Genomic DNA, 21,275 nt, shown 5'->3' with positions numbered 1-21,275 from the left:
TGCCCCATGGAACATCTGAACCTGTCCGAGTCCGAATGGCGCAAGCGGCTGACCCCGGCGCAATATCACGTGCTGCGCGAGGCGGGCACCGAGCGGGCGTTCGCCGGCCAGTATACCGACAACAAGGCCGACGGAATCTACGCCTGCGCCGCCTGTGGGCTAGGCCTGTTCGATTCGCGCGACAAATATGACTCCGGCTCGGGCTGGCCCAGCTTCACCCAGCCCATCAGCCCGGAGGTGGTGACCGATCACAGCGACCACAGCCACGGCATGACCCGCACCGAGACCCGCTGCGCGCGCTGCGACAGCCACCAGGGGCATGTGTTCCCGGATGGACCGCCGCCGACGGGGCTGCGTTACTGCATCAACTCGATCAGCCTCGATTTCGAACCCCGCCGCGCTTCAGCGGCAATCGAAGCTCCTCAAGGGTGAGGTCATTGTTAAGGCGGGCGTAAGCGGGTATCCGCCACCCGATTCCGATGGCCCGCGCCCCTACTCGCCCGTCCTCCACCAAGTCGCGGTGGCGCAAACGCCTGTCGCTCGCGATAAAGCTGCTGATCGTGCTCGCGCTGATCGGGCTGGGGGCGCTCGTCACCGCAGTCTATGTCGCCAAGGCGCAGCTGCCCGGCTTCGACGAGCTCAAGTCTTCGCCCAACGGCCAGATGATCCGTGTCCATGCCGCAGACGGCACGGTGCTGGTGTCGCTTGGGCCGAGCTATGGCGAATGGCTGCCGTTCGACCGCATCCCGCGGGTGATGCGCGACGCCACCGTGGCGGTGGAGGACCGGCGATTCTACAGCCATTTGGGAGTCGATCCGATCGGCGTCGCCCGCTCGGTGCAGGTGCGGCTGGATCGCGGCCGCTGGGTGCAGGGCGGATCGACGATCACGCAGCAGCTCGCCCGCAACGTCTTCCTCACCAGCCAGAAGAAGTTCGGCCGCAAGTTTCGCGAGTGGATCCTGGCGCTGGCGATGGAGCGGAAGTTCTCCAAGGAACAGATCCTGGAGCTGTACCTCAACAAGGTCTATTATGGCGGCGGCAGCTACGGCATCGACGCGGCGTCGCGGAAGTTCTTTGGGCATGATGCGGGCGACCTGAGCCTGTCGGAGGCGGCGATCATCGCCGGGCTGGTCAAGGCTCCGTCCAATTACTCGCCCACCGCGGATGCGGAGGCGGCGGTGGGCCGCGCCGGTGTGGTGCTGCGGGTGATGGAGCAGACTGGCGCGATCACGCCCGCGCAGGCGGCGGAGGCGGATCCCAAGGCAGTCAAGCTCGCGCCCGAGCCACGGCAGAACAGCGTCCGTTATTTCACCGACTGGGCGCTGCCCCAGCTCGATCTACTGATCGACGAGACCGAGAAGCCGCTGGACGTGTGGACCACGCTGGACCTCTCCATGCAGCGCGCCGCCGATGCCGCGATCCGTGCCAATGCGCCGCGCGGCGCGCAGGGCGCGCTGGTCGCGCTCGACCGAGATGGCTCGGTGCGGGCGATGGTAGGCGGGCGCGACTATGTCTCCTCGATCTACAATCGCGCAACGCAGGCGGTGCGCCAGCCGGGATCTGCCTTCAAGCTGTTCGTCTATCTCGCCGCGCTGGAGGCGGGGCGGAGGCCCGACGATGTCGAGGTGGACGAACCCGTGACAATCGCCGGCTGGAGCCCGCGCAACGATTCGCGGCGCAACTCCGGCCCGGTCACCCTGCGCACCGCCTTCGCTTACTCGCTCAACACCGTGGCGGCGAAGCTGGGCCAGCAGGTCGGCTTCGCCACGGTGGCGGATATGGCGCGCCGGTTCGGCATCACCACACCGGTCAACACGCATCCCTCGATGGTGCTCGGCACATCCGAGGCGCGGGTGATCGACATGACGCGCGCCTTCGCCAGCGTTGCCAACAAGGGCATCGCCGTCACCCCGTTCGGCATCACCCGCGTGGTCAGCGAAGGCCAGGTGATCTACCAGCACGAGGTCGACCGCAATCACGTGCTGGTCTCCCCCTTCGTTGCTGCACAGATGACCGACCTGCTCCAGACCGCGGTCAACACCGGCACCGGCCGCTCGGCGCAGATCGGCCGACCGGTCGCGGGCAAGACGGGCACCACCAGCGCCACCAAGGACGGCTGGTTCCTGGGCTTCTCCAGCGGGCTCACCACCGGCGTGTGGATGGGCCGCGACGATGCCAAGCCGGTGGCGGGGCTGCACGGCGGCACCGCGCCCGCGCGCGCCTTCGCGCAGTTCATGACCAAGGCGGTGGCGAAGCGGCCGGTGGAGCAATTCGAGACCGAAGTGACCCTGCCCGAATGGCAGGAGGAGCCCGACGAGGAGAGCTATTTCGGCCAGCCGGACAATACCGTCTTCGTCGACGAGGACGGCAACCCGGTCGGCACCAGCCGGCCGCAGGACGAGTTCGCGCCCGATCCGCCGGGCTTTGGCATCGAGCGCCCGGTGCCCGACTATGAGCGGCCGCAGGTCATGCCCCAGCGCGAGCCGCCGCCCCAGCCCGGGGAAGACCGGCTCGACCAGGAATGGATCGACCGGGTGACCGGCCGCGAGCCCCCGCCCCCGCCGCGCCGCCGCGAGCGGGAGGCCGAGCCGGAGTTCTGACGCCGCGTCAGCCGACCAGCTGCGCGACCTCTTCGAAGTCGTGCGCGATCGCGTCGACACCCAGCGAACGCAGCCGCGCGTCATGGCCCAGGCCGCAATGCGTGCCCGCGCACAGGCCGATCACATAGGCGCCGCTCGCCACCGCGCCGGTGGCGCCTACTTCTGAATCCTCCAGGATTGCGCAATTGCCGATCGCCACGCCCAGTTGCGCGGCGGCATGGAGGTAGAGGTCTGGCGCAGGCTTGGGCTGGGAGACATGCTCCTGCCCCGAATAGACGTGCGCGCCGAACGCGTCCGCCAGGCCGATATGGTCGAGGTGGCGGTGGAGCCAGCGGGTCCGGCTGGACGACACCACCGCCCTGGGCAGATCGGCGGGCAGCGCGCGGACGAAGGCAATCGCGCCCGCGACCGCCTCGACGCCCTCGGCCATCACCCGCTCGTTCTCCGCCTGTCGGATCGCCTGGAAGTCTTCGGGCAACGGCCGGCCGAGCCAGTCCTCGACCCGCGACAGGAACTCGGTGCCGGCATGGCCCATGAAGCGCGACATGGATTCCTCGGGCGTGATCGGATGGCCGATGCCGGTGAGATAATTGGCGAGGTGGCGGTTGCCGGAGGCCTCGCTTTCGATCAGCACGCCGTCGAAATCGAACAGGATCGCCTTGAACTTCACGCACGTCCTCCGAACAGTGCAGATCCGATACGGACGTGAGTGGAACCGATCATCACCGCGGTCTCGTAATCCTCCGACATGCCCATGCTGAGCCCTTCGACACCCTCGTCTCGCGCGATCTTGGCCAGCAGCGCGAAATAGGGCGCCGCCTCTACACCGGCAGGGGGCACGCACATCAGCCCGGCGGCGGGCAGGTCTGCGTCGCGCATCGCGGCGAGCAGCGCCGGCACCTCGGCGATCGCGCAGCCGCCCTTTTGCTCTTCCGCGCCGATGTTGACCTGGAGGAAGCAGGCGGGGCGCCGGTCGGCGGCGTCCATCGCCTTGGCCAGCGCGGTGACCAGCGACGGCCGGTCGACCGAATGGATCGCGTCGAACAGCGCCACCGCGTCGGCCGCCTTGTTCGACTGGAGCTGGCCGACCAGGTGGAGCGACACGTCCGGGTGTGCCTCGCGCAGCGCGGGCCATTTCGCCTGCGCCTCCTGCACGCGATTCTCGCCGAACACGCGCTGGCCGGCGGCGAGCAAAGGCGCGATCGCTTCCGCCGGATGGGTCTTCGATACGGCGACGAGCGTCACCGCCTCCGGCTTGCAACCGGCGAGCGCGGCGGCGCGGGCGATCCGCTGCTGGACTTCGACTAGGGGGGGCATGGCGGCGCGGCTATAGCGGGCAAATGCCCGCACGCCACCCTACGCTCTGGCTGATGACCGACGAGCGCGCCGACCTTTGGGCCGCGGTGCGCCGCCTGCCACCCGGAGCGGGCGTGGTGTTCCGCCACTATGCGACGGAGCCGGCCGAGCGACGGCGACTGTTCGCGCGGCTGCGGCGGACAACCCGCGCCAAGCGGCTGGTGCTGGTGCGCGCCGGCGCGATTCCGCTGCCGGGCGAGATGGGCATCCACGGCCGGCCGGGGCGCGGCCTCGTCACCTGGCCGGCGCACGACCGCGTCGAGGCGCTGGCGGGCAGGCTCGCGGGCGCGGCGCTGCTGTTCGTCTCGCCCGTCTACCCCACCCGCTCCCACCCGGGCGCGCCGGCGCTTGGGCCAGCACAGGCGGCGCGGCTCGGGCGCGGCCTCGGCGTGGGTCTGATCGCCTTGGGTGGGATGGACGCCCGGCGCTTTCGGCCGCTGAGTCGGTTCTGCTTCGCCGGCTGGGCGGCGATCGATGCGTGGAACTCCTGAGCCGCCCGACCGCTCCGGTGATGCTACGCCCTAGAAGCGGAACGCCGTGCCGACGTACACCGCCTGGCTGTCGCGGCGGTCGTCGGTAAAGCGGACCAGGCGGTCGCGCTCGCTCTTGTAGCGGACACCGGCGGTGACGTCGAGGTTGCGGGTCAGCGCATAGGAGCCGCGCACGTCGAGCGAATAGGCCTGCGCGCCCTCGATCAAGCGCGGCGCGCTGCCTTCGATCGGCTTGTCGGAAGCGGCGCGGACCTGGCCGGTGAAGCGGGTGCCGGCATAGCTGACCGCCACGTCCGCCGCCTCGCGCCCGCCCGGCTGGCCGGCGAGATCGACCTTCGAGACGTCGCCCGACACCGCGAACCGCTTCCAGCCCACCGCCACGCCCAGATTGTAGGCGATCGGGGCGAGTCCGACGGTAGGCGCGGCGGTCGAAGCAACCCGCTCCGCCTCCGCCGCCCGGTTCGAACGGGCGCGCACCGCCACGGTCACCGCGCGCGAATCGCGGCGCGTTTCGGACGGCGTGAAGCGGAAGTTGCTGTCGAGACCGCCGCGCGCGAACAGCGCGGACAGCCGAGGATCGGCGGCGGCGGGGGTGAAGCCGGAGAGCGCGCGGGCCGCAGCGGCGGCCTTGCGCACGGTGCGGGTCGACTCGGTCGCGCCGATCGCGGGCATGGCAAAGGCGCCGGCGACAAGCCCGGCAACCGCCACTCCAGCAAGTATCGCGCGACGAACGGTCACGAGTCGATCATCCTCCCGAGGACCCCCATAACGCCCCCGCGGCGGAATGGGGCACCCTTGGAGTTAACGAAAGACGATTCTCCGGAACTGTTGCAGGGAAGCCGCACACCTACAAATGTAGGCGATCCTCAGCGCTGCGCCAGCAGCGCCTTCGCTTGCGCGCCGGTCCAGTCCATCCCACCGGTGAACCGCCAGCGCTCGCGCCCGTCCGCGCCAAAGAAGATGGTGGTCGGCAGGTTGGCGGCGAAGGCTAGGCTGAGGCCGAGCTTCGGATCGCGGTAAGGCGCCAGCCGCTTGAGCCCGCGCTCGGCGAGGAACGGCGCGACCTTGTCGGGCTGGGTGTCCTGGCTGACCGCGAGCACGGCGATGCCCGGCGTCGCCGCGGCGCGATCCAGCGTCGGCAGTTCAGCGACGCAGGGCGCGCACCAGGTGGCCCACAGGTTGAGCAGCAGCGGCGTACCCTTGAAATCGGGCAGTTGCGCGGGGCTGCCATCGGGACGCTCGAAGGCGACGTCGGGCATCGCCTCGCCGGCATGGCTGCGATCGACGCTGCCGGGCTTCGCCGTCGGCGCGCTCGGCGTCGCTTGCGGGGCGGGCGGCGCTTGCCTATCGCACCCCCCAGCCGCCAGCAGGAGAAAGCCGATCGCCCAGCGCGACGAGAAGGAAGGCATGACCGGATCCAACCAGATGTGGGGCGGGCGGTTCGCCGAAGGCCCCGCCGCGGTGATGCGCGAGATAAATGCCAGCCTGCCCTTCGACAAGCGGATGTGGCGGCAGGATATCCGCGGATCGAAAGCGCATGTCGCCATGTTAGGTGCGCAGGGGATCGTGGCGCCGGATGATGTCGCCGCGATCGATGCGGGGCTCGACCGGGTGGCGGCAAACTATGACGCAGACGGCGTACCCGACGACCTGTCGCTCGAAGACATCCACATGCTCACCGAGGCACGGCTCGCCGAGGCGATCGGGCCCGCCGCGGGGCGGCTCCACACCGCGCGCAGCCGCAACGACCAGGTGGCGACCGACTTCCGCCTGTGGGTGCGCGATGCGATCGACCAGACGCTGGAAGCGCTCGCCGCATTAGACGACGCGCTGCTGGCACGGGCGGAAGAACATGCCGCCAGCGTGATGCCCGGCTTCACACACCTACAATCCGCACAGCCGGTGACCCTGGGCCACCACCTGATGGCCTATCACGAGATGATCGCTCGCGACGGCCGCCGCTTCCGCGACGCACGGGCACGGATGAACGAATGCCCGTTGGGATCGGCGGCGCTGGCGGGCACCGGCTTCCCCATCGACCGGCATGCCACCGCGGCGGCGCTGGGCTTCGACCGCCCGACCCGCAACTCGCTGGACGCGGTGTCGGACCGGGATTTCGCGATCGAGTACCTCACCGCCGCGGCGCAATGCTCGCTCCACCTCAGCCGGCTGGCGGAGGAGTTTGTGCTGTGGGCTTCGCAGCCGTTCGGATTTGTAACCCTCTCGGACCAATGGTCGACCGGCAGCTCAATCATGCCGCAAAAGCGCAATCCCGATGCGGCCGAGCTGGTGCGCGGGCATGCCGGGCGGATCACCGGCTGCCTCGTCAGCCTGATGGTGACGATGAAGGGCCTGCCGCTCGCCTATTCGAAGGACATGCAGGACGACAAGCCGCCGGTGTTCGAATGCCACGACCTGCTCGGCCTCAGCCTCGCGGCGATGACCGGCATGGTCGAGAGCGCGACCTTTCGCACCGAGCGGATGCGCGGCCTCGCCGAAAGCGGCTATGCCACCGCCACCGACCTTGCTGACTGGCTGGTGCGCGAAGGCGGGCTGCCGTTCCGCGAGGCGCACCACGTCACCGGCCGCGCGGTGGCGCGGGCGGAGGCGCTGGGGGTGAAGCTGGACGCGCTGTCGCCCGAGGAGCTGGCGGCGATCGACCCACGGATCGGCGCGGAGGCACGCGCGGTGCTGTCGGTGGACGCCTCGGTGGCGAGCCGCACCAGCTTCGGCGGCACCGCGCCTGACAATGTGCGCGCGGCCGTGCGAGCGGCGCGGGAGGCGCGGTGATGCGCCCACTGATCGCGCTCGCGCCGGCGCTGCTGCTCGCCGCCTGCGGATCGGCGGCGAAACTCGCCCCCGCCCCCGGCCCGCCGCTGCCGCCCGCCCCCGCGGGCGCCCCCGTGCCCCCCGCCGCGCCGGCGCGGCTGCCCCCCCCCACGCAACCGCGCCCGCGCCCCGTGGGGGAGGGGCGCCAGAACTCGGAGGAGCGCCGCTCCGACGAGTTCGACCTGCCGCCAGAGAGCTGATGGACCATTTTCACCTGCGCGACGGCACCCTGTGGTGCGAGGACGTGTCGCTCGAACGGATCGCCGCCGAAGTCGGCACCCCCGTCTACGTCTATTCGGCCGCGACGCTGCGGCGGCATGCGCGCGTGTTCCGTGAAGGGCTCGCGGCGGCGGGTCCCGTCCACCTCGCTTATGCGATCAAGGCCAATCCGAACCTGGGCGTGCTGCGCGTGCTGGCGGACGAGGGCTATGGCGCCGACGTCGTCTCCGCGGGCGAGATGAAGCGCGCGCTGGCGGCGGGGATTCCGACCGCGGAGGTGGTGTTCTCGGGCGTCGGCAAGACCGAGGGCGAGCTCGCCACCGGATTGGACGCCGGCATCGGCCAGTTCAACCTGGAGCTGGAGGAGGAAGGCGTCGTGCTCGGCGCGCTCGCCGCGGCGCGCGGCGTGCGCGCACCCGCGGTGCTGCGCGTCAACCCCGATGTCGACGCGGGCACCCACGCCAAGATTTCGACGGGCAAGCGCGAGAACAAGTTCGGCGTACCGATCGACCAGGCACCGGCGATGTTCGCGCGGCTCGCCACGGTGCCCGGACTGGAGATGCGCGGGGTTGCCTGCCACATCGGCAGCCAGCTCGCCGACCTGGCTCCGCTGGAGGCCGCTTATGCGCGCGTCGGCGAACTGGTCGCGGAACTGCGCGCGGCCGGGCATGCGATCAGCCGGGTCGATCTCGGCGGCGGGCTGGGCGTGCCTTATCGCCGCGAGGACCGGCTCCCCTCCCCCGCCGATCTCGGCGCGATGGTGGCGCGGGTGACGGCGGGCTGGGACGTGGAACTGATGTTCGAGCCGGGCCGGGTGATCGCGGGCAATGCCGGCGTGCTGCTGACCCGCGTGATCTGGGTGAAGCCGGGGGGCACCAACCCTTATGTCATCGTCGACGCGGCGATGAACGACCTCGCGCGGCCGGCGCTGTACGATGCGTGGCACGATTTCGAGGCGGTGCGACCGAGCGGCGAGCGCTTCGTCGCGAGCATCGCCGGCCCGGTGTGCGAGACCGGCGACACCTTCGCGCGCGACCGCGAGATCGATGCGGTGGCGCGCGGCGACCTCGCCGTGTTCCGCACCGCGGGCGCCTATGGCGCGACCATGGCGTCGACCTACAATTCGCGATCCTTGGTGCCCGAGGTGCTGGTGGACGGCGACCGCTATGCCGTCGTGGCGGACCGCGTCGCCGCCGAGGCACTGATTGCCGCCGAGCGCGTGCCGGACTGGCTGTGACGGCTGCATGATCATCGGCGCCCCCCTCCCGTTCGTGCTGAGCGAAGTCGAAGCACATGCCCCAACGGTGGCGCATGCCCTTCGACTTCGCTCAGGGCGAACGGGTTGGGGGAAGGTGGACCGACTCTAGGTGCACAGCCTGCCGATCTTCGTGCGGCTCCAGGGTCGCGCCGTGATCCTGGTGGGTGAGGGCGAGACGGCGGAAGCGAAGCGGCGGCTGCTCGAACGCGCGGGTGCGGTGGTGGTGGGCGAGGAGGGCAAGCTCCTCCCCTTCAGGGGAGGGGTTGGGGGTGGGGCCGGAGTCTCACCGAGTCCTGCACTCGCTGAACGCCCCCACCCCAACCCCTCCCCTGAAGGGGAGGGGCTTATTGGACCCCGCCTCGCGATCGTGGTGGATGACGAGGCGGCGGTGGCGCGACTCAAGGCGCGGGGCGTACTGGTCAATGCGGTGGACCGGCCCGATCTGTGCGACTTCACCTTGCCCGCGATCGTCGATCGCTCGCCCGTGATCGTCGCGGTGGGCACCGGCGGCGCCTCGGCCGGGCTGGCGGCGGCGCTCAGGCAGCGACTGGAGGCGATCCTGCCCGCGGGTCTGGGCGCGCTTGCGGACGCGCTGTTCGCGGGGCGGGACGCGATCCGCCGCGAGTTTCCCGCCTCTACCGAGCGGCGCCGCGCGATCGCCGCAGCCTTGGCGCCGGGAGGCGATCTCGATCCACTAGGCCCTGACCCGGACGTTACCTTCTGGCTTGGCGCCGAAGAGTTGAGAACGGCGCCAACGAGGGATCTTGCGTCCATCACCCTCACCTCCCCCGACCCCGACGACCTCACCCTCCGCCAGGCGCGCCTGCTCGCGAACGCCGATCGCGTCACCCATGGCGCGGACGTGCCGCGCGCGATCCTCGACCGGGCACGGGCGGATGCGGCGCGGATCGAGACCGCCGCGCCGCCCGTTGACGCCCCCGCAGGGCTCAACGTGGACGTGAGAATGGCATGAGCGGCTTCGGCTATCGCGTCACGGAGGGAAAAGCCGCCAAGGTCGGCGTCAAGGAAGCGCTGGGCTGCACCGCCGATCTCGTCTGGGTGCATCTCAACACCAATGCCGAACATGCCCAGGCCTGGCTGCGCGAAGAGGCGCAGCTGTCCGACTATCTGGTCGAAGCGCTGACCGCGCAGGAGACCCGCCCGCGCTGTGAGGCGTTCGACCATGGCGCCTTCATCAACCTGCGCGGGCGGACCGACGAGGAACTCGATCCTGGCGACGCGCTCGCCTCCGTGCGGATCTGGGCGATCAAGGGCCGGGTGATTTCACTCACCCGCAAGCACCTGATAGCGGTCGACGCGGTCGCCAAGGAGGTGTGCGAGGGCCGGGTGCGCGATCCCGGCGACCTGATCGCTGCTTTCGCCACCGCGATCACCGCCGACCTCGATCCGGTGGTCGCGGACCTGGGCGACAGCCTGGACGATTGTGAGCAGCAGCTGGATGCCGACCACGTCTTCGAACTGCGCCGCGGGGTCACCCGGGTTCGAATCGAGGCGATCAACTACCGCCGCTTCCTGGCGCCGCAGCGCACCGCGCTGGAACGGCTGGCCGCGCTGCCCGGCGACTGGCTGGCGGATGACGACCGCATGCACCTCAATGCCGCCGCGGATCGCGCCGCGCGCATGGCGGAGGAGCTGGAGGCAATCCGCGAGCGCGCCAGCCTGATGCACGAGGCGCTGACCGACCTGCGCGCCGAGCAGCTCGACCAGCGCAGCCTGGTGATCGCGATCGCGGCGATGGTGTTCCTGCCGCTGACCTTCCTCACCGGCCTTTACGGAATGAACGTGAAGGGGCTGCCCTACGCGGAGAAGCCGTGGGCGTTCGATGCGATCCTGGCGGCCTGCGTGGTGATCGCGCTGGGAGTCACGGCCTGGTTCGTTCGGCGGCATTGGACGCGGGGTGGGTGACGGCGCTCATCCACCCAGACCTCCGTTCGGCCTGAGCGAAGTCGAAGGCCAAGCCCCGAAGTTGGCGCTTGTGCTTCGACTTCGCTCAGCACGAACGGACTTTGGGTTTAGCTAAGCCGCGCGCGCCGTCGCCCAGGCGCCGGCAATCTCCGCGCAGCTCGCCGCCACATCCAGGAACGGCTTGCCCTCGTGGCCGATGCTGGCGCGCACGATCTCGCGGCGGCAGCCGGCGTAGAACTTCGCCAGCGTCTCCGACACCTGCCCGCCCTTCTCGAAGTCGAGCCCCGCTTCGAGCGCGAACAGGATCGCGGTGGCGCGGGTGACGCGCTCGCTCTTGGTGGCATATTCGCGGCGCTCGGCCGCCCAGGCGGCGACGCGCAGTGCCTGGCCGAGTTCCTCGTAGAGAAGCTGCACCAGCGCCGCGCCGTCCGCGGTGGCGGTGCGGCCAGCGAGATCGATCTCGCGATAGGTGCGCGCGGGATCGCGCAGCAGGGCGGTGGCGTAGGCCATCAGCTGTCGGACTTGGTCCAGGCGTCGATCTGCTGCTGCATGAACGCCTGCGTAGCCTTGTAGGCGCTGACGCGCGAGTTCATGCTGGCGAACTGCTGCGTCATCCGCGTCGTCATCGACGCCGCCTTGTCCTCGATCGCGTCCTGCTGGTCGGCGATGCGGCCCTGCGCCTCCAGATAGCGCGTCGTCGACGCGCCGAGGCCGTAGAGCGTGCTGGTGGCGTTGAGCTTGATCGAGGCCATCGCCTGGTTCAGCCCGGTGCCGCTGACGGTGGAGAAGGAGAAGATCGCCTCCACCGAGGCGGGATGATCGGTGATCGCCTTGGTCAGCGCATCGGCATCGACCGAGAGCGTGCCGTCGCGGTTGGTTCGTACGCCTAGCTGCGCCAGCGTCGCCGGCTCGCCCTCAGCGGCATCCGGCAGCAGCACGCGGCTGGCGAGCGCCTGCATGTTGCGCAGGAGGTCCTTGGCGGCAGGATCGGCGCGCAGCTCGCCGGTGATCGGGTCAGTCTGCTCCTTCAGCGCCGCGAACACGCCATTGTAGGTTTCGACGAAATCGTTGACCGCATTGGTCAGCGCGCCCGTCGGCGTGCTGGTGGTCAGCGACACCGCGACCGGCGAGGTGCCGGTGAGGGTGAGCTTTACGCCCTCCACCAGGTCCGAGATCTCGTTGGACGCGCGCTCGATCGCGACGCCGTCCATGGTCAGCTTCGCGTTCTTGGCCTGGCTGGTCACCGACATGGCGGTGGCGCCCGGCCCGACCGCGACCTTCGACAGGTCGCCGGTCGTGGACGATGCTTCCAGCGTGAACGCCTGCGCCGCGCCGGTCGCACCCTTGAGCGAAAGGTAGGCGCTGCCATCCGCATTGGTGACCACCGAGGCAGTGACGCCGGCCTTCTTCGCGTTGATCGCCGCAGCGATGCCGGTCAGCGACGAATTGCTGTCGTCGATGGTGATGTCGATCGCCTCGCCCGCGCCCGCCGTGAAGCCGGTCATCGCGCCGCCGGTGTCGAAGGTGGCGGAGCCGAGCTTGAGCGTCAGCGTGCCGGTGCCCACCGTCGCCGACGACGATGCGAAGGCGGTGGCGCTGACCGCGGTCTGCGCGCTGGCGAGCTGGGTGACGCCGATCGTCGCGGTGAGGCCGGACAGCTTGGCGCCGGTGATCGCGCTGGCGGTGAACACGGCGGTGTTGCCGCTCACCGGCTGCGACTGGAGCGTGCCGCCCTTGACCAGCCCGGCGAGCGCGTCGGCGAAGTCGCCGATCATGCTCTTCAGGGTGGAAACACCGCTGATCTGGCTGGTCAGCGTTTCGTATTTGGCGGTCAGCTGCGCCTTCTTGGCCGCGAATTGCGCATCCACCAGCGAGGTGACCAGCGAGCTGGTGTCCACCCCCGAGCCCGCATCGAGCGAGTCGAGCAGCGACTTGGTCGCCGACTGGGTGACGCTGGCCGTGGTCGGCGTGCTGCTGGTTGCGGAGGTGGTGGTCATGACGGAAGGAGAAACGGCTGCGGGACGGGAATCTTAAGTCCCAACCTCCGTTCACCCTGAGCGAAGTCGAAGCCTGTCCTGAGCGGTCGGCCTTGCCGGCCAGCCGAAGGGGGCATGCGGCAGGCTTGTGCTTCGACTACGCTCAGCACGAACGGATGTTGGGAGGGCGACTGCGGCATCGCGCCCTCACGCCACATCCTGCGCCACCCCATTCTCGTCGAACCGCGCGGTCCGCGGCACCTCCACGCTCGGCGGCGCCGCGCTGCCGCCCGCCGCGGCGTTGAGGTTGAACACGAAGGCCAGTACCGTCGCGATGGCGAGGTACAGGTCGTCGCGCACCTCCTGCCCCTCGCGGCTGGTGTAATAGACCGCGCGGGCGAGTTGCGGATATTCGAGCACGGGCGTCTTGAGCTCGCCCGCGATCTCGCGGATCGCCAGCGCGGTGGCGCCGCGGCCCTTGGCGACCACCACCGGCACCTGGTCGCGCCCGCGATCGTAGCGTAGCGCGACCGCGAAATGCGTCGGGTTGGTCAGGATCACATGCGCCTCGGCCACCGCCTTGCGCGCGCCGCCCGACAGCATCGCGCGCGCGCGGGCGCGTTGGTGGCCCTTCATCTCCGGGTTGCCCTCGCTCTCCTTGTGCTCGTCGCGCACCTCCTGTTTGGTCATGCGCAGCTTCTTGAGCAGCTGGAACAAGGCCAGCGGCACATCGAGCATCGCGATCGCGACCAGGCCCAGCGCCATCGACAAGAGGATCAGGTTGAGCGTGGTGCCGAGCGAGTTCAGCGCCTCGCCCAGGTTCGACGACACCAGCCCGAAGGTGATCCGGGTCGAGCTCCACAGCATGTAGGCGCCGATGCTGCCGAGCAGCAGCACCTTGAGGATCGACTTGCCCAGTTCGATCCAGCCGGACATGCCGAAGATGCGCTTCAGCCCCGACGCAGGGTTGATCCGCGCGCCCTTGGGGGCGAGCAGTCCGGCGTTGAAGCCGAGCGAGCCGAGCGCCGCCTGGCTGGCGATCGCGGCGGCGATGGTGATGGCGAACAGCGCGAGCAGCGACGGGGCGAGCTTCCATCCCGCCTCGACCAAGGGGCGGAACGGCTGGAAGTCCTCCACGTCGGCGCGGCCGAAGGTGAAGGCGGCCGCCATCACCGCCTTGCACGCCGCGACCAGGGCCTGGCCGAAGAAGACGATCCAGCCGATGCCGGCGAGCATCACCAGTGCGGTGGCGAGCTCGCGGCTCTTGAGGATCTCGCCCTTTTCCGTTGCGTCCTTGCGGCGCTTCTGGGTTGGGGCCTCCGTCTTGTCGCCACCCTCCGACATCAGCCGAGCACCAGGCTGTCGGTGGCGGCGAGGCCTTCCTTGACGATCACCTGCATGTAATCGCCCATCGCCGGGAAGGCCGCCGCCATCGCGATCACGCCGACCGCGAGGCTAACCGGCAGGCCGAGCGCGAACAGGTTGAGCGCCGGCGCCGAGCGCGACAGCATGCCCATCACCAGGTTGAGGCAGAGCAAAAGGAAGCCGACCGGCAGCGCCAGCAGCAGCCCCGCGAGAAAGGCGTAGCCGCCGAACAGGGCGATGTCGCGCAATTGCTCGGGCGCCAGCCACGAGCGGCCGACGGGCAGCGCGGTGTAGCTGCGCACGATCATGTCGACGAGCACGAGATGCCCGTTGAGGCTGAGGAACAGCAGGGTCAGCAGGATCGACAGGAATTGCCCGACCGCGGGGCTGGAGCGGCCATTGTTCGGGTCGATCATGTTGGCAAAGCCGAGCCCCATCGACCCGCCGATGATCTCGCCCGCCACCAGCGGCGCGGCAAAGGCGATCTGGATCACGAAGCCGAGCGCGAGCCCGACCAACGCCTCCGCGGCGATGGCGAGAAAGGTGGCGAGCGCGAACACCTGTACGGGCGGCTGGATGTCATGCGTGCCCAGCACCAGCACGCCGATCCCGCCAGAGAGCGCAACGCGCACCGGCAGCGGTACGGACACGTTGCCGAACACCGGCGCCGCGACGAACGCCGCGCCGACGCGGATCATCACGAAGATCAGCGCCCAGAGCTGCGGCTCGATGGCGAGGCCGAAGCCTAGCACTAGGACACGCCTCCGCTCCGCTCATGCTGAGCGAAGTCGAAGCACATGGGAGAGCGCATCCCGTGCCCTTCGACTTCGCTCAGGGTGAACGGAGGTTTAGGGAGCCGCATCAGCCTAGCGCACCAGATCCGGGATGCGCGCGTAGATATCGTTGGTGAAATCCGCCAGCAGCCCCAGGATCATCGCCCCGAACACCAGGATCGAAATCGCCACCACGATCAGCTTGGGGACGAACGACAAGGTCGCCTCGTTGATCGAGGTCGCCGCCTGGATCATGCCCAGCAGCAGCCCTGCGATCAGCACCGGGATCAGGATCGGCGCCGCGGCGAGCGCGAGCACCCACATCGTCTGGTTGGCGACGGTGAGGAAGTAATCGGCATCGACTGCGGGGTTCATGATTGCGGTCCTAAGCCCCTCCCCTTCAGGGGAGGGGTTGGGGTGGGGCAGAGTCGCGGGCGCAGGCCTCTGCGAGACCTCCCCCACCCCTGCCCCTCCCCAAAAGGGGAGGGGTTCAGCTACGTCGCGAAACTGTTGGCCAGACTGCCCATGGTCAGCGCCCAGCCATCGACCAGTACGAACAAGAGCAGCTTGAACGGCAGCGAGATGATCGTCGGCGAGAGCATCATCATGCCCAGGCTCATCAGCACCGTCGCCACCACCAGGTCGATCACCAGGAAGGGCAGGAAGACGAGGAAGCCGATCTGGAAGGCCGTCTTGAGCTCGCTGGTGATATAGGCGGGCAGCAGCACCGAATAAGGGATGTCGCGTGGGCTGGCATAGGGGCCGGACTTCGCCATTTCGGCAAACATGGTGACGTCCTTGATCCGCGTCTGCTTGACCATGAAGGCGTGCAAGGGCGCGCCGCCGGTGCGGATCAGGTCGGTGCCGCCCAAGCGGCCGGCGGCATAGGGCTCGATCGCCGTCGTGTTGATCTGGCTGATCACCGGCGCCATCACGAACAGCGACAGGAACAGCGACAGGCCGACGAGCACTTGGTTAGGCGGGGTCTGCTGGAGCCCCAGCGCCTGGCGCAGGATCGAGAGCACGATGATGATCCGGGTGAAGCTGGTCATCATGAGGAGGATGCCCGGCAGCACCGTCAGCAAGCCCATGATGATCAGGACCTGGAGCGACATCGACAAGGAGCCGCCCGACTGGCCCGGCGCGCTGGCGGCGCCCGAGGAGAGCTGGCTAAGCGCACGGTCCACCGCATCGCCGACGCCGGGGGCCGCCGGCGCGGTCTGCGCGAAAGCAGGGGCAGCGATCAGCAGCGCGACCAGGATGGCCAGCGCCACAAGCGCGAACTTGTAGATGGGCGCGAGTGGCGCGGTGCGTGGCGCCGCCTGCTCACGAAACAGCGCTGGACCCGCACCGGTACGCACCACCCGCATCACGCGTCCGCCTTGTCGACGAGCGTCACACCGCCGCGGCCGACCGAGACGAGCAGGCGCTTTCCCTCGAACTCCACCACCGCGAGGCGCAGGCCGGGCGAGACCATCATCGTCTCCTTGACCGCGATCATCCGGTTGGCGGGCTGGCCGGGCATGCGGCTCTCCAGCCGGCGCCACAAATAGAGGCAGCCGATCATCAGCCCGCAGACCAAAGGCAGGAGGATCACCAGCTTGAGGATGTAGGACCACATCATGAGGCGTCAGCCGCGCTTCTCGGGGTTGACCAGCTCGGTCATCTTGACGCCGAACTTGTCGCCCACCGTCACCACCTCGCCGTGGCCGATCAGCGTGCCGTTGACGAACACGTCGAGCAGCTCGTTGGCGCCGCGGTCGAGCTCGATCACGCTCGATTCGCCGAGCGCGAGCAGCTCGCGCAGGGTGAGGCGGGTCGAGCCGATCTCGACGGTGAGCTTGACGTCGACATCCTGAAGCAGCCGGAAATTGGCTGCCACCGAGGCATCGACCGGGAAGTCGCCGGACATGGCGTTCATGCGTTCAGTCCTTCGAGAGAAGCGAGCCGGGTGATCTTGATCGCGGCATGGCCGTTGGAGGTGCCGACGGTGCCGGTGCCGAGCTTGTCGCCGCCGACCATGATCGGCACGTCGTTGGTGAAGCTGATCGGGATGACGTCGCCGGGCTTGAGGTTGATCAGCACGGACAGCGGCACCACCGGCTCGGCCAGCACCGAGCGGACCGGAAAGGTCACCTGCATGGCGGCGCGGGTGAGCGCATTCTGCCAGGCGGCGTCGGGCTCGACCGGCTTGGCGACGACCTTGCCGGTCAGCGCGGTACCGTGCGGCTTCATCGCCGCGACCGGATAGCACAGGTCCAGGAACACCGGCTTGTCCTCGCCGCGGGCAAGGCCGAAGCGGGTGACGATCAGCGCATCGTCGCCGTCGAGGTCGCCGAGCAGCGCCGGATTCGCCTCGACGTTACCGGGGGCGAAGGCGATGTGGGTCAGCGGCTCCCAAGCGGCGGCGAGCGGCTCGGCGATCATCGCGCCCAGCCGGCGGATCATCGCCGCGGCTGCAGGGGAGAACTCGCCCGGCAGCTCGACGGGCGCGACGCCGGTGCCACCGAAGAACAGGTCGAGCAGTTCCAGCGCGAAGCGGCCGTCCAGCACCAGCAGCGCCCCGCCTTCCGCGGGTGCCATCGCCAGCGGCAGCCACGCGGTCAGCGTGTCGGGCCGCTCGGTGCGATAATCGGCGAAGCGCTGGACGACCAGCGGCTCCGCCCAGCAGCGCACCTCCTGACGGACCAAAGGCTCGAACACGCCGCGCAGGGATCGCGCGAAGCGCGCGGAGAGATGCTGGACCGAATGGAGGTCACCGAACGGGTTGAGCTTGGCCGCGCCCAGCACGCCCGGACGCGCGGACGCGGCGCGGGCGCGCTCGCGGCGATCGGCGGTTCCGGACGTGGCGGGCTCGTTAACCATGCCCGGTCACTGAACAACGAAATTGGTAAAGTAGACGTTACTGACGCCGCCAAAGCCCTCTTTCTGCTCCAGCGTGTCGTTGATCGCCTTGGCGATCCGCTTCTGCAGCAGGGTCTTGCCCTGGCTGGAGAAGACCTGGTCCTCGCTGGTGTCGCCCAGCGCCAGCAGCACCGCCGAGCGGACCGCGACCTCGTTGGTCTTCAGGTTCTCGATGACCGTGTAGTCATAGGGCGTCGAGATGGCGATGCCGACCTGGACCATGTGGACCGAGTCCTGGAGGTTGGAGGTGAACTCCTTCTCCATCGCGTAATAGTTCGAGGCGAATCGGTCGCCATGGCCGCCCGAGGGCACGGCCTTGCCCTCGCCATGGCCGGACGATTCCCCCTCGCCACCGCCATGGCCGCCCTCGCCGCCCTCGGCAGCGCCGCCGCGCTTCTGTTCGGACTTGGGGACCAGCTTGGGCTTGCCGTCATCGACCTCGGCATGTCCACCACCGCCCACCAGGCCGGAGCTGGCGGCATAGAGGCCCGCGCCGACGCCGCCGCCGAGCAGGACGAGCACGCCCACGCCCATCACCAGCATCTTGCCCAATTTGCCCTTCTTCTTGGGCGCGGCGTCTTCGGTCTTTTCGGTCTTGTCACTCATGGCTCAGTCCTCAGGCGATTCGATGGTCGGGAGTTTCGGCGCGTGCGCGCGGTGAAGCGGGTGGCGGCGCGGCGGGCTGCTGCGGCTGCGGCTGGCTGCGCGCATCGGGCTGAGCGTTGCCGCCTCCGGTGCCGGCGGTGCTGGTCTGGAGCCTGAGCCCGCGCGCGTCGGCGAGTTCGGCGAGCCTGGGCTGCGCCTCTGCGAGCAGCCGCGCAGTCTGCGCCTGCTCGGCGGCGAGATGGACGTGGGTGACCTCGCCATCCTTGCGCACCGACACTTCGATCGCGCCCAGCGCGTCGGGGAGGATGCGGATCGAGGTGTCGACCGCATCCGCCGCCTCGCGCAACGCCTCGATCCGCGCCATCATCGCCGCGGGCCAGGCCTGCGTGCTGACGTCGAGCGGCTGCGCAGCAACGGGCGCGAAGGCGGCGGGTGCCGTCAGTGTTGGTGCCAGCGTGGGGCCGGTGACTTCGGTGGCGCGCTCGCGGAGCGAGCGGCCGGTGGTGACGCGCGGCAGCGGTGCCGGCTCGGCGCGTGCAGCGGGGGTGAGGGGGAGCGCGGCGAGCTGCCGCTCGGCCTTCCGTTCAGGCAGCAACTCGGTCGCGGGCGGCTGGAGAGCGCCTTTGCCGGTCGGTTCGGACGCGACCAGCATGCGGTCGGGGACAAGCCCCGACACCCCGTGGGTGGCGCCTTCGTGGCAAACGCCGAGATCCAGCATCGGGCCGCCCGCACCTGGGCCCCGGCCTTCGCCGGGGAGGGGCGCAGCAGCGAGCCCTTGCTCCACCCCGTCACCCCGGCCCTGTGCCGGGGTCCACTGTGCCGCGAGCGCGGGTGCGGCGGTGTCCGCGGCGCCGTGGATGCCGGCACAAGGCCGGCATGACGAGGAAGATGTCGGCTCGGCTGACGGTGTCATCGGAGCGATGGCCTCCAGCGTTACGGTAAGCGCAACGGGGATAAGTCCCGTCAGATCTGCAACCGGTGCTTCGTCATCCCGCGTGTCGCGGCGCTCCTCCGACGCCCCCTCGCCCTCATCCCCCACCGGCAAGCCCTTGCCGCGGCCGGCAGCCGCCTTGCCGCGCGGCGCCTCCGCGCGCTCGAATGCTTCGGCGAAGGCGGGCGCGTCGCCGCCTGCGCCGGGCGGCGCATCGGGGGCGGCATGGAGGCCGGAAAGGGAAGCGGCGGGGATCACGGCCGCGATCACAGGACAGGCTCGATCATTGCGAACATGCGATCAGCAAGGATCGTGCCGAAGCCTCTCGGACAAAGGCTTGAACACCGGCGCATCCTCCAGCGCGCGCATCTCGCGCATCACCGCCTCGGCCTGGGCGCGAACGAGCAGTTTCTCCACCGCGCTCTGGTCGCGCCGCGCCTCGCGCGCCGCCTCGGCGGCGGCCTCCGCCTGCTTCTCGGCGGCGGCGACACGGTCGGCGGCGGTGAGCGCGGAGCGGTGCAGCCGCTCGCGATAATGCGCGGCGGCGGCGAAGGAGACGGCGGTGCTCTCCTGCCGCACCGGCGCGACCGCCGCGGCTAGGCCGGCGATCCGGTCTGACAGCGCCGCTTCGCTCGCCAGCGTGTCACGCGCGCGCACCTCGCCCGCCTGCGCCAGCCCGGCCTGCAGCACGCGCACCCGCTGGATGCGCGCCAGCGTCTTCCTATCCATCGCCGAACACGCCGGTCAGCTCGCCCACCGCATCGGCGAGCGGCACGCTGGCGCCCGATTCCTGCCGGACATATTCGAGGATGGCGGGATGATAGGCGAGCGCGGCATCGATCGCCGGGTCCGCGCCGCCGCGATAGGCGCCCATCAGCACCAGGTCGCGGTTTTCCTCATAGGTGGCGAGATGGCGCCGCAAGGTACGCGCCGCGGACAGGTGGTGCGCCCCCGCAATGTCGGTCATCACGCGGCTGACCGATTTCGACACGTCGATCGCGGGATAGACCGCGCGCTCGGCGAGTGCGCGGCTCAGCACGATATGCCCGTCGAGGATCGAGCGGGCGGAATCGACCACGGGATCGTTGCCGTCGTCGCCATCCGCCAGCACCGTGTAGATCGCGGTGATCGCGCCGCCGCTGGCGACGTCGGTACCCGCGCGCTCGATCAGGTTGGGCAGCATCGCGATTGCAGAGGGCGGATAGCCGCGCGCGGAGGCGGGCTCGCCCAGCGCCAGCCCGATCTCGCGCCCCGCATGCGCGACGCGAGTGAGCGAATCCATGATGAGGAGGACGTTCTTGCCCTCCGCCCGGAACGCCTCGGCGATCGCGGTGGCGCGGAGCGCGCCGCGGATGCGCAGCACCGGCGAGTGGTTGGCCGGCACCGCCACGACCACCGAGCGCGCCCGCGCGGCCCCCGCCACCTTGGTCTCGAGGAAGTCGGCGACCTCGCGGCTGCGCTCGCCGATCAGCCCGATCACGATCACGTCCGCCTTGGCGGCGCGCACCATCATGCCCAGCAGCACCGACTTGCCCACGCCCGAGCCCGCCATGATGCCGACGCGCTGGCCCTTGCCGATCGTCAGCAGCCCGTTGATCGCGCGCACGCCGACGTCGAGCGGCTCCAGCACGCGGCCGCGGTCGAGCGGCGACGCAGGCTTGCCGGCCAGCGGCCAATGCTGCGCACCGCGGATCGGGCCGAGCCCGTCGATCGGCTTGCCCGCACCGTCGACGACGCGGCCGAGCAGCGCCGCGCCGACCTCCGCTTCGCCTGGAGGCCCGACCGGGCGCACCGGCGCCTGCGGCAGCAGCGCGGCGGGACCGCCCAGGTTCATCATCAGCGTGCGGCCGTTGCGGAAGCCGATCACCTCCGCCTCCACCTGGTCTCCCACGCGGCAGACGGTGCCGACGGGGAGCGACAGGCCGACCGCCTCCATCAGCAGTCCGTCATAAGAGGCCAGCCGCCCGGACACGCGCGGCCGCGGCGCGAAATCCGCGGCGGCGAGCGTTTCGAGATAGTCGTGGGTGAAGCGGTTCAGCAT

25 protein-coding genes are annotated in these 21,275 nt (G+C 69.9%); 8 read left to right on the top strand and 17 right to left on the bottom strand.

What is annotated here, in order from left to right:
• Nucleotides 1-6 precede the first annotated feature (6 nt).
• A complete protein-coding gene (gene msrB, locus ACFDTH_RS00225) occupies nucleotides 7-432 on the top strand; it encodes a peptide-methionine (R)-S-oxide reductase MsrB (protein WP_375285480.1) in 426 nt (141 codons plus the stop codon).
• Nucleotides 433-479: 47 nt separating this feature from the next.
• Nucleotides 480-2,600 carry a transglycosylase domain-containing protein gene (locus tag ACFDTH_RS00220; protein WP_375285479.1) on the top strand — a complete coding sequence of 707 codons (2,121 nt, stop codon included), beginning with the start codon at nucleotides 480-482 and terminating at the stop codon, nucleotides 2,598-2,600.
• Between the two features lie 7 nt (nucleotides 2,601-2,607).
• Here the strand turns inward: ACFDTH_RS00220 and ACFDTH_RS00215 are convergent, their stop codons facing one another.
• Nucleotides 2,608-3,270: an HAD family hydrolase gene (locus ACFDTH_RS00215; RefSeq protein WP_375285478.1), complete on the bottom strand. Its 663-nt coding sequence runs from the start codon at nucleotides 3,268-3,270 to the stop codon at nucleotides 2,608-2,610.
• A complete protein-coding gene (locus ACFDTH_RS00210; RefSeq protein WP_375285477.1) occupies nucleotides 3,267-3,917 on the bottom strand; it encodes a YggS family pyridoxal phosphate-dependent enzyme in 651 nt (216 codons plus the stop codon). Before ACFDTH_RS00210 ends, ACFDTH_RS00215 begins: the two co-directional genes overlap by 4 nt.
• Before the next feature lie 53 nt (nucleotides 3,918-3,970).
• Here ACFDTH_RS00210 and ACFDTH_RS00205 point away from each other — a divergent pair, with 53 nt between their 5' ends.
• The gene (locus ACFDTH_RS00205) at nucleotides 3,971-4,447 is read left to right on the top strand and encodes a thiamine phosphate synthase (protein WP_375285476.1); all 477 of its coding nucleotides are present in this window, start codon (nucleotides 3,971-3,973) and stop codon (nucleotides 4,445-4,447) included.
• 30 nt (nucleotides 4,448-4,477) lie between these two features.
• Here the strand turns inward: ACFDTH_RS00205 and ACFDTH_RS00200 are convergent, their stop codons facing one another.
• Together ACFDTH_RS00200 and ACFDTH_RS00195 are read right to left on the bottom strand one after the other, a co-directional pair.
• On the bottom strand, nucleotides 4,478-5,185 hold the full coding sequence (locus ACFDTH_RS00200) for a hypothetical protein (RefSeq protein ID WP_375285475.1): 708 nt from the start codon (nucleotides 5,183-5,185) through the stop codon (nucleotides 4,478-4,480).
• A gap of 128 nt (nucleotides 5,186-5,313) precedes the next feature.
• Entirely contained in the window at nucleotides 5,314-5,856 is a 543-nt protein-coding gene (locus ACFDTH_RS00195) for a TlpA family protein disulfide reductase (protein ID WP_375285474.1), read from the bottom strand.
• Between the two features lie 16 nt (nucleotides 5,857-5,872).
• Between ACFDTH_RS00195 and argH the strand changes: the two genes are divergently transcribed.
• From argH to ACFDTH_RS00170, 5 genes are all read left to right on the top strand, one after another.
• The gene (argH, locus tag ACFDTH_RS00190) at nucleotides 5,873-7,237 is read left to right on the top strand and encodes an argininosuccinate lyase (protein WP_375285534.1); all 1,365 of its coding nucleotides are present in this window, start codon (nucleotides 5,873-5,875) and stop codon (nucleotides 7,235-7,237) included.
• Nucleotides 7,237-7,476: a hypothetical protein gene (locus ACFDTH_RS00185; protein WP_375285473.1), complete on the top strand. Its 240-nt coding sequence runs from the start codon at nucleotides 7,237-7,239 to the stop codon at nucleotides 7,474-7,476. The genes argH and ACFDTH_RS00185 overlap by 1 nt, the downstream gene beginning before the upstream one ends.
• Nucleotides 7,476-8,732 carry a diaminopimelate decarboxylase gene (lysA, locus tag ACFDTH_RS00180; RefSeq protein ID WP_375285472.1) on the top strand — a complete coding sequence of 419 codons (1,257 nt, stop codon included), beginning with the start codon at nucleotides 7,476-7,478 and terminating at the stop codon, nucleotides 8,730-8,732. The genes ACFDTH_RS00185 and lysA overlap by 1 nt, the downstream gene beginning before the upstream one ends.
• A 130-nt stretch (nucleotides 8,733-8,862) precedes the next feature.
• Nucleotides 8,863-9,726 carry a siroheme synthase gene (locus tag ACFDTH_RS00175; RefSeq protein WP_375285471.1) on the top strand — a complete coding sequence of 288 codons (864 nt, stop codon included), beginning with the start codon at nucleotides 8,863-8,865 and terminating at the stop codon, nucleotides 9,724-9,726.
• Nucleotides 9,723-10,679, top strand: coding sequence for a CorA family divalent cation transporter (locus ACFDTH_RS00170; protein ID WP_375285470.1), 957 nt, complete (start codon nucleotides 9,723-9,725; stop codon nucleotides 10,677-10,679). Before ACFDTH_RS00175 ends, ACFDTH_RS00170 begins: the two co-directional genes overlap by 4 nt.
• Nucleotides 10,680-10,790: 111 nt before the next feature.
• Here ACFDTH_RS00170 and ACFDTH_RS00165 read toward each other — a convergent pair whose 3' ends face one another.
• The 13 genes from ACFDTH_RS00165 to ACFDTH_RS00105 form a co-directional block, all read right to left on the bottom strand.
• Entirely contained in the window at nucleotides 10,791-11,189 is a 399-nt protein-coding gene (locus ACFDTH_RS00165) for a flagellar protein FliS (protein ID WP_375285469.1), read from the bottom strand.
• A complete protein-coding gene (gene fliD, locus ACFDTH_RS00160; RefSeq protein WP_375285468.1) occupies nucleotides 11,189-12,676 on the bottom strand; it encodes a flagellar filament capping protein FliD in 1,488 nt (495 codons plus the stop codon). Before fliD ends, ACFDTH_RS00165 begins: the two co-directional genes overlap by 1 nt.
• Nucleotides 12,677-12,862: 186 nt before the next feature.
• On the bottom strand, nucleotides 12,863-13,999 hold the full coding sequence (locus tag ACFDTH_RS00155) for a flagellar biosynthesis protein FlhB (protein ID WP_375285467.1): 1,137 nt from the start codon (nucleotides 13,997-13,999) through the stop codon (nucleotides 12,863-12,865).
• Nucleotides 13,999-14,772: a flagellar biosynthetic protein FliR gene (fliR, locus tag ACFDTH_RS00150; protein ID WP_375285466.1), complete on the bottom strand. Its 774-nt coding sequence runs from the start codon at nucleotides 14,770-14,772 to the stop codon at nucleotides 13,999-14,001. Before fliR ends, ACFDTH_RS00155 begins: the two co-directional genes overlap by 1 nt.
• Before the next feature lie 114 nt (nucleotides 14,773-14,886).
• Nucleotides 14,887-15,168: a flagellar biosynthetic protein FliQ gene (locus ACFDTH_RS00145; protein ID WP_375285465.1), complete on the bottom strand. Its 282-nt coding sequence runs from the start codon at nucleotides 15,166-15,168 to the stop codon at nucleotides 14,887-14,889.
• 119 nt (nucleotides 15,169-15,287) lie between these two features.
• Entirely contained in the window at nucleotides 15,288-16,163 is an 876-nt protein-coding gene (fliP, locus tag ACFDTH_RS00140; protein WP_375285464.1) for a flagellar type III secretion system pore protein FliP, read from the bottom strand.
• Complete coding sequence (locus ACFDTH_RS00135) at nucleotides 16,163-16,414, bottom strand: FliO/MopB family protein (protein ID WP_375285463.1); 252 nt, start codon at nucleotides 16,412-16,414, stop codon at nucleotides 16,163-16,165. The genes fliP and ACFDTH_RS00135 overlap by 1 nt, the downstream gene beginning before the upstream one ends.
• A 9-nt stretch (nucleotides 16,415-16,423) precedes the next feature.
• Nucleotides 16,424-16,714 carry a flagellar motor switch protein FliN gene (fliN, locus tag ACFDTH_RS00130; RefSeq protein ID WP_375285462.1) on the bottom strand — a complete coding sequence of 97 codons (291 nt, stop codon included), beginning with the start codon at nucleotides 16,712-16,714 and terminating at the stop codon, nucleotides 16,424-16,426.
• A complete protein-coding gene (locus tag ACFDTH_RS00125; RefSeq protein ID WP_375285461.1) occupies nucleotides 16,711-17,658 on the bottom strand; it encodes a flagellar motor switch protein FliM in 948 nt (315 codons plus the stop codon). The genes fliN and ACFDTH_RS00125 overlap by 4 nt, the downstream gene beginning before the upstream one ends.
• Before the next feature lie 6 nt (nucleotides 17,659-17,664).
• Nucleotides 17,665-18,303, bottom strand: a complete 639-nt coding sequence (locus ACFDTH_RS00120) for a flagellar basal body-associated FliL family protein (protein WP_375285460.1) — start codon at nucleotides 18,301-18,303, stop codon at nucleotides 17,665-17,667.
• Nucleotides 18,304-18,313: 10 nt separating this feature from the next.
• Nucleotides 18,314-19,504, bottom strand: a complete 1,191-nt coding sequence (locus tag ACFDTH_RS00115) for a flagellar hook-length control protein FliK (protein ID WP_375285459.1) — start codon at nucleotides 19,502-19,504, stop codon at nucleotides 18,314-18,316.
• Between the two features lie 30 nt (nucleotides 19,505-19,534).
• Complete coding sequence (locus ACFDTH_RS00110; protein ID WP_375285458.1) at nucleotides 19,535-19,963, bottom strand: hypothetical protein; 429 nt, start codon at nucleotides 19,961-19,963, stop codon at nucleotides 19,535-19,537.
• A complete protein-coding gene (locus ACFDTH_RS00105) occupies nucleotides 19,956-21,275 on the bottom strand; it encodes a FliI/YscN family ATPase (protein ID WP_375285457.1) in 1,320 nt (439 codons plus the stop codon). Before ACFDTH_RS00105 ends, ACFDTH_RS00110 begins: the two co-directional genes overlap by 8 nt.

This window comes from Sphingomonas sp., from assembly GCF_042096255.1.
Lineage (GTDB): Bacteria > Pseudomonadota > Alphaproteobacteria > Sphingomonadales > Sphingomonadaceae > Sphingomonas.
Note: the sequence above shows the minus strand (reverse complement) of the source record. Positions and strands in the feature narration are given on the sequence as shown.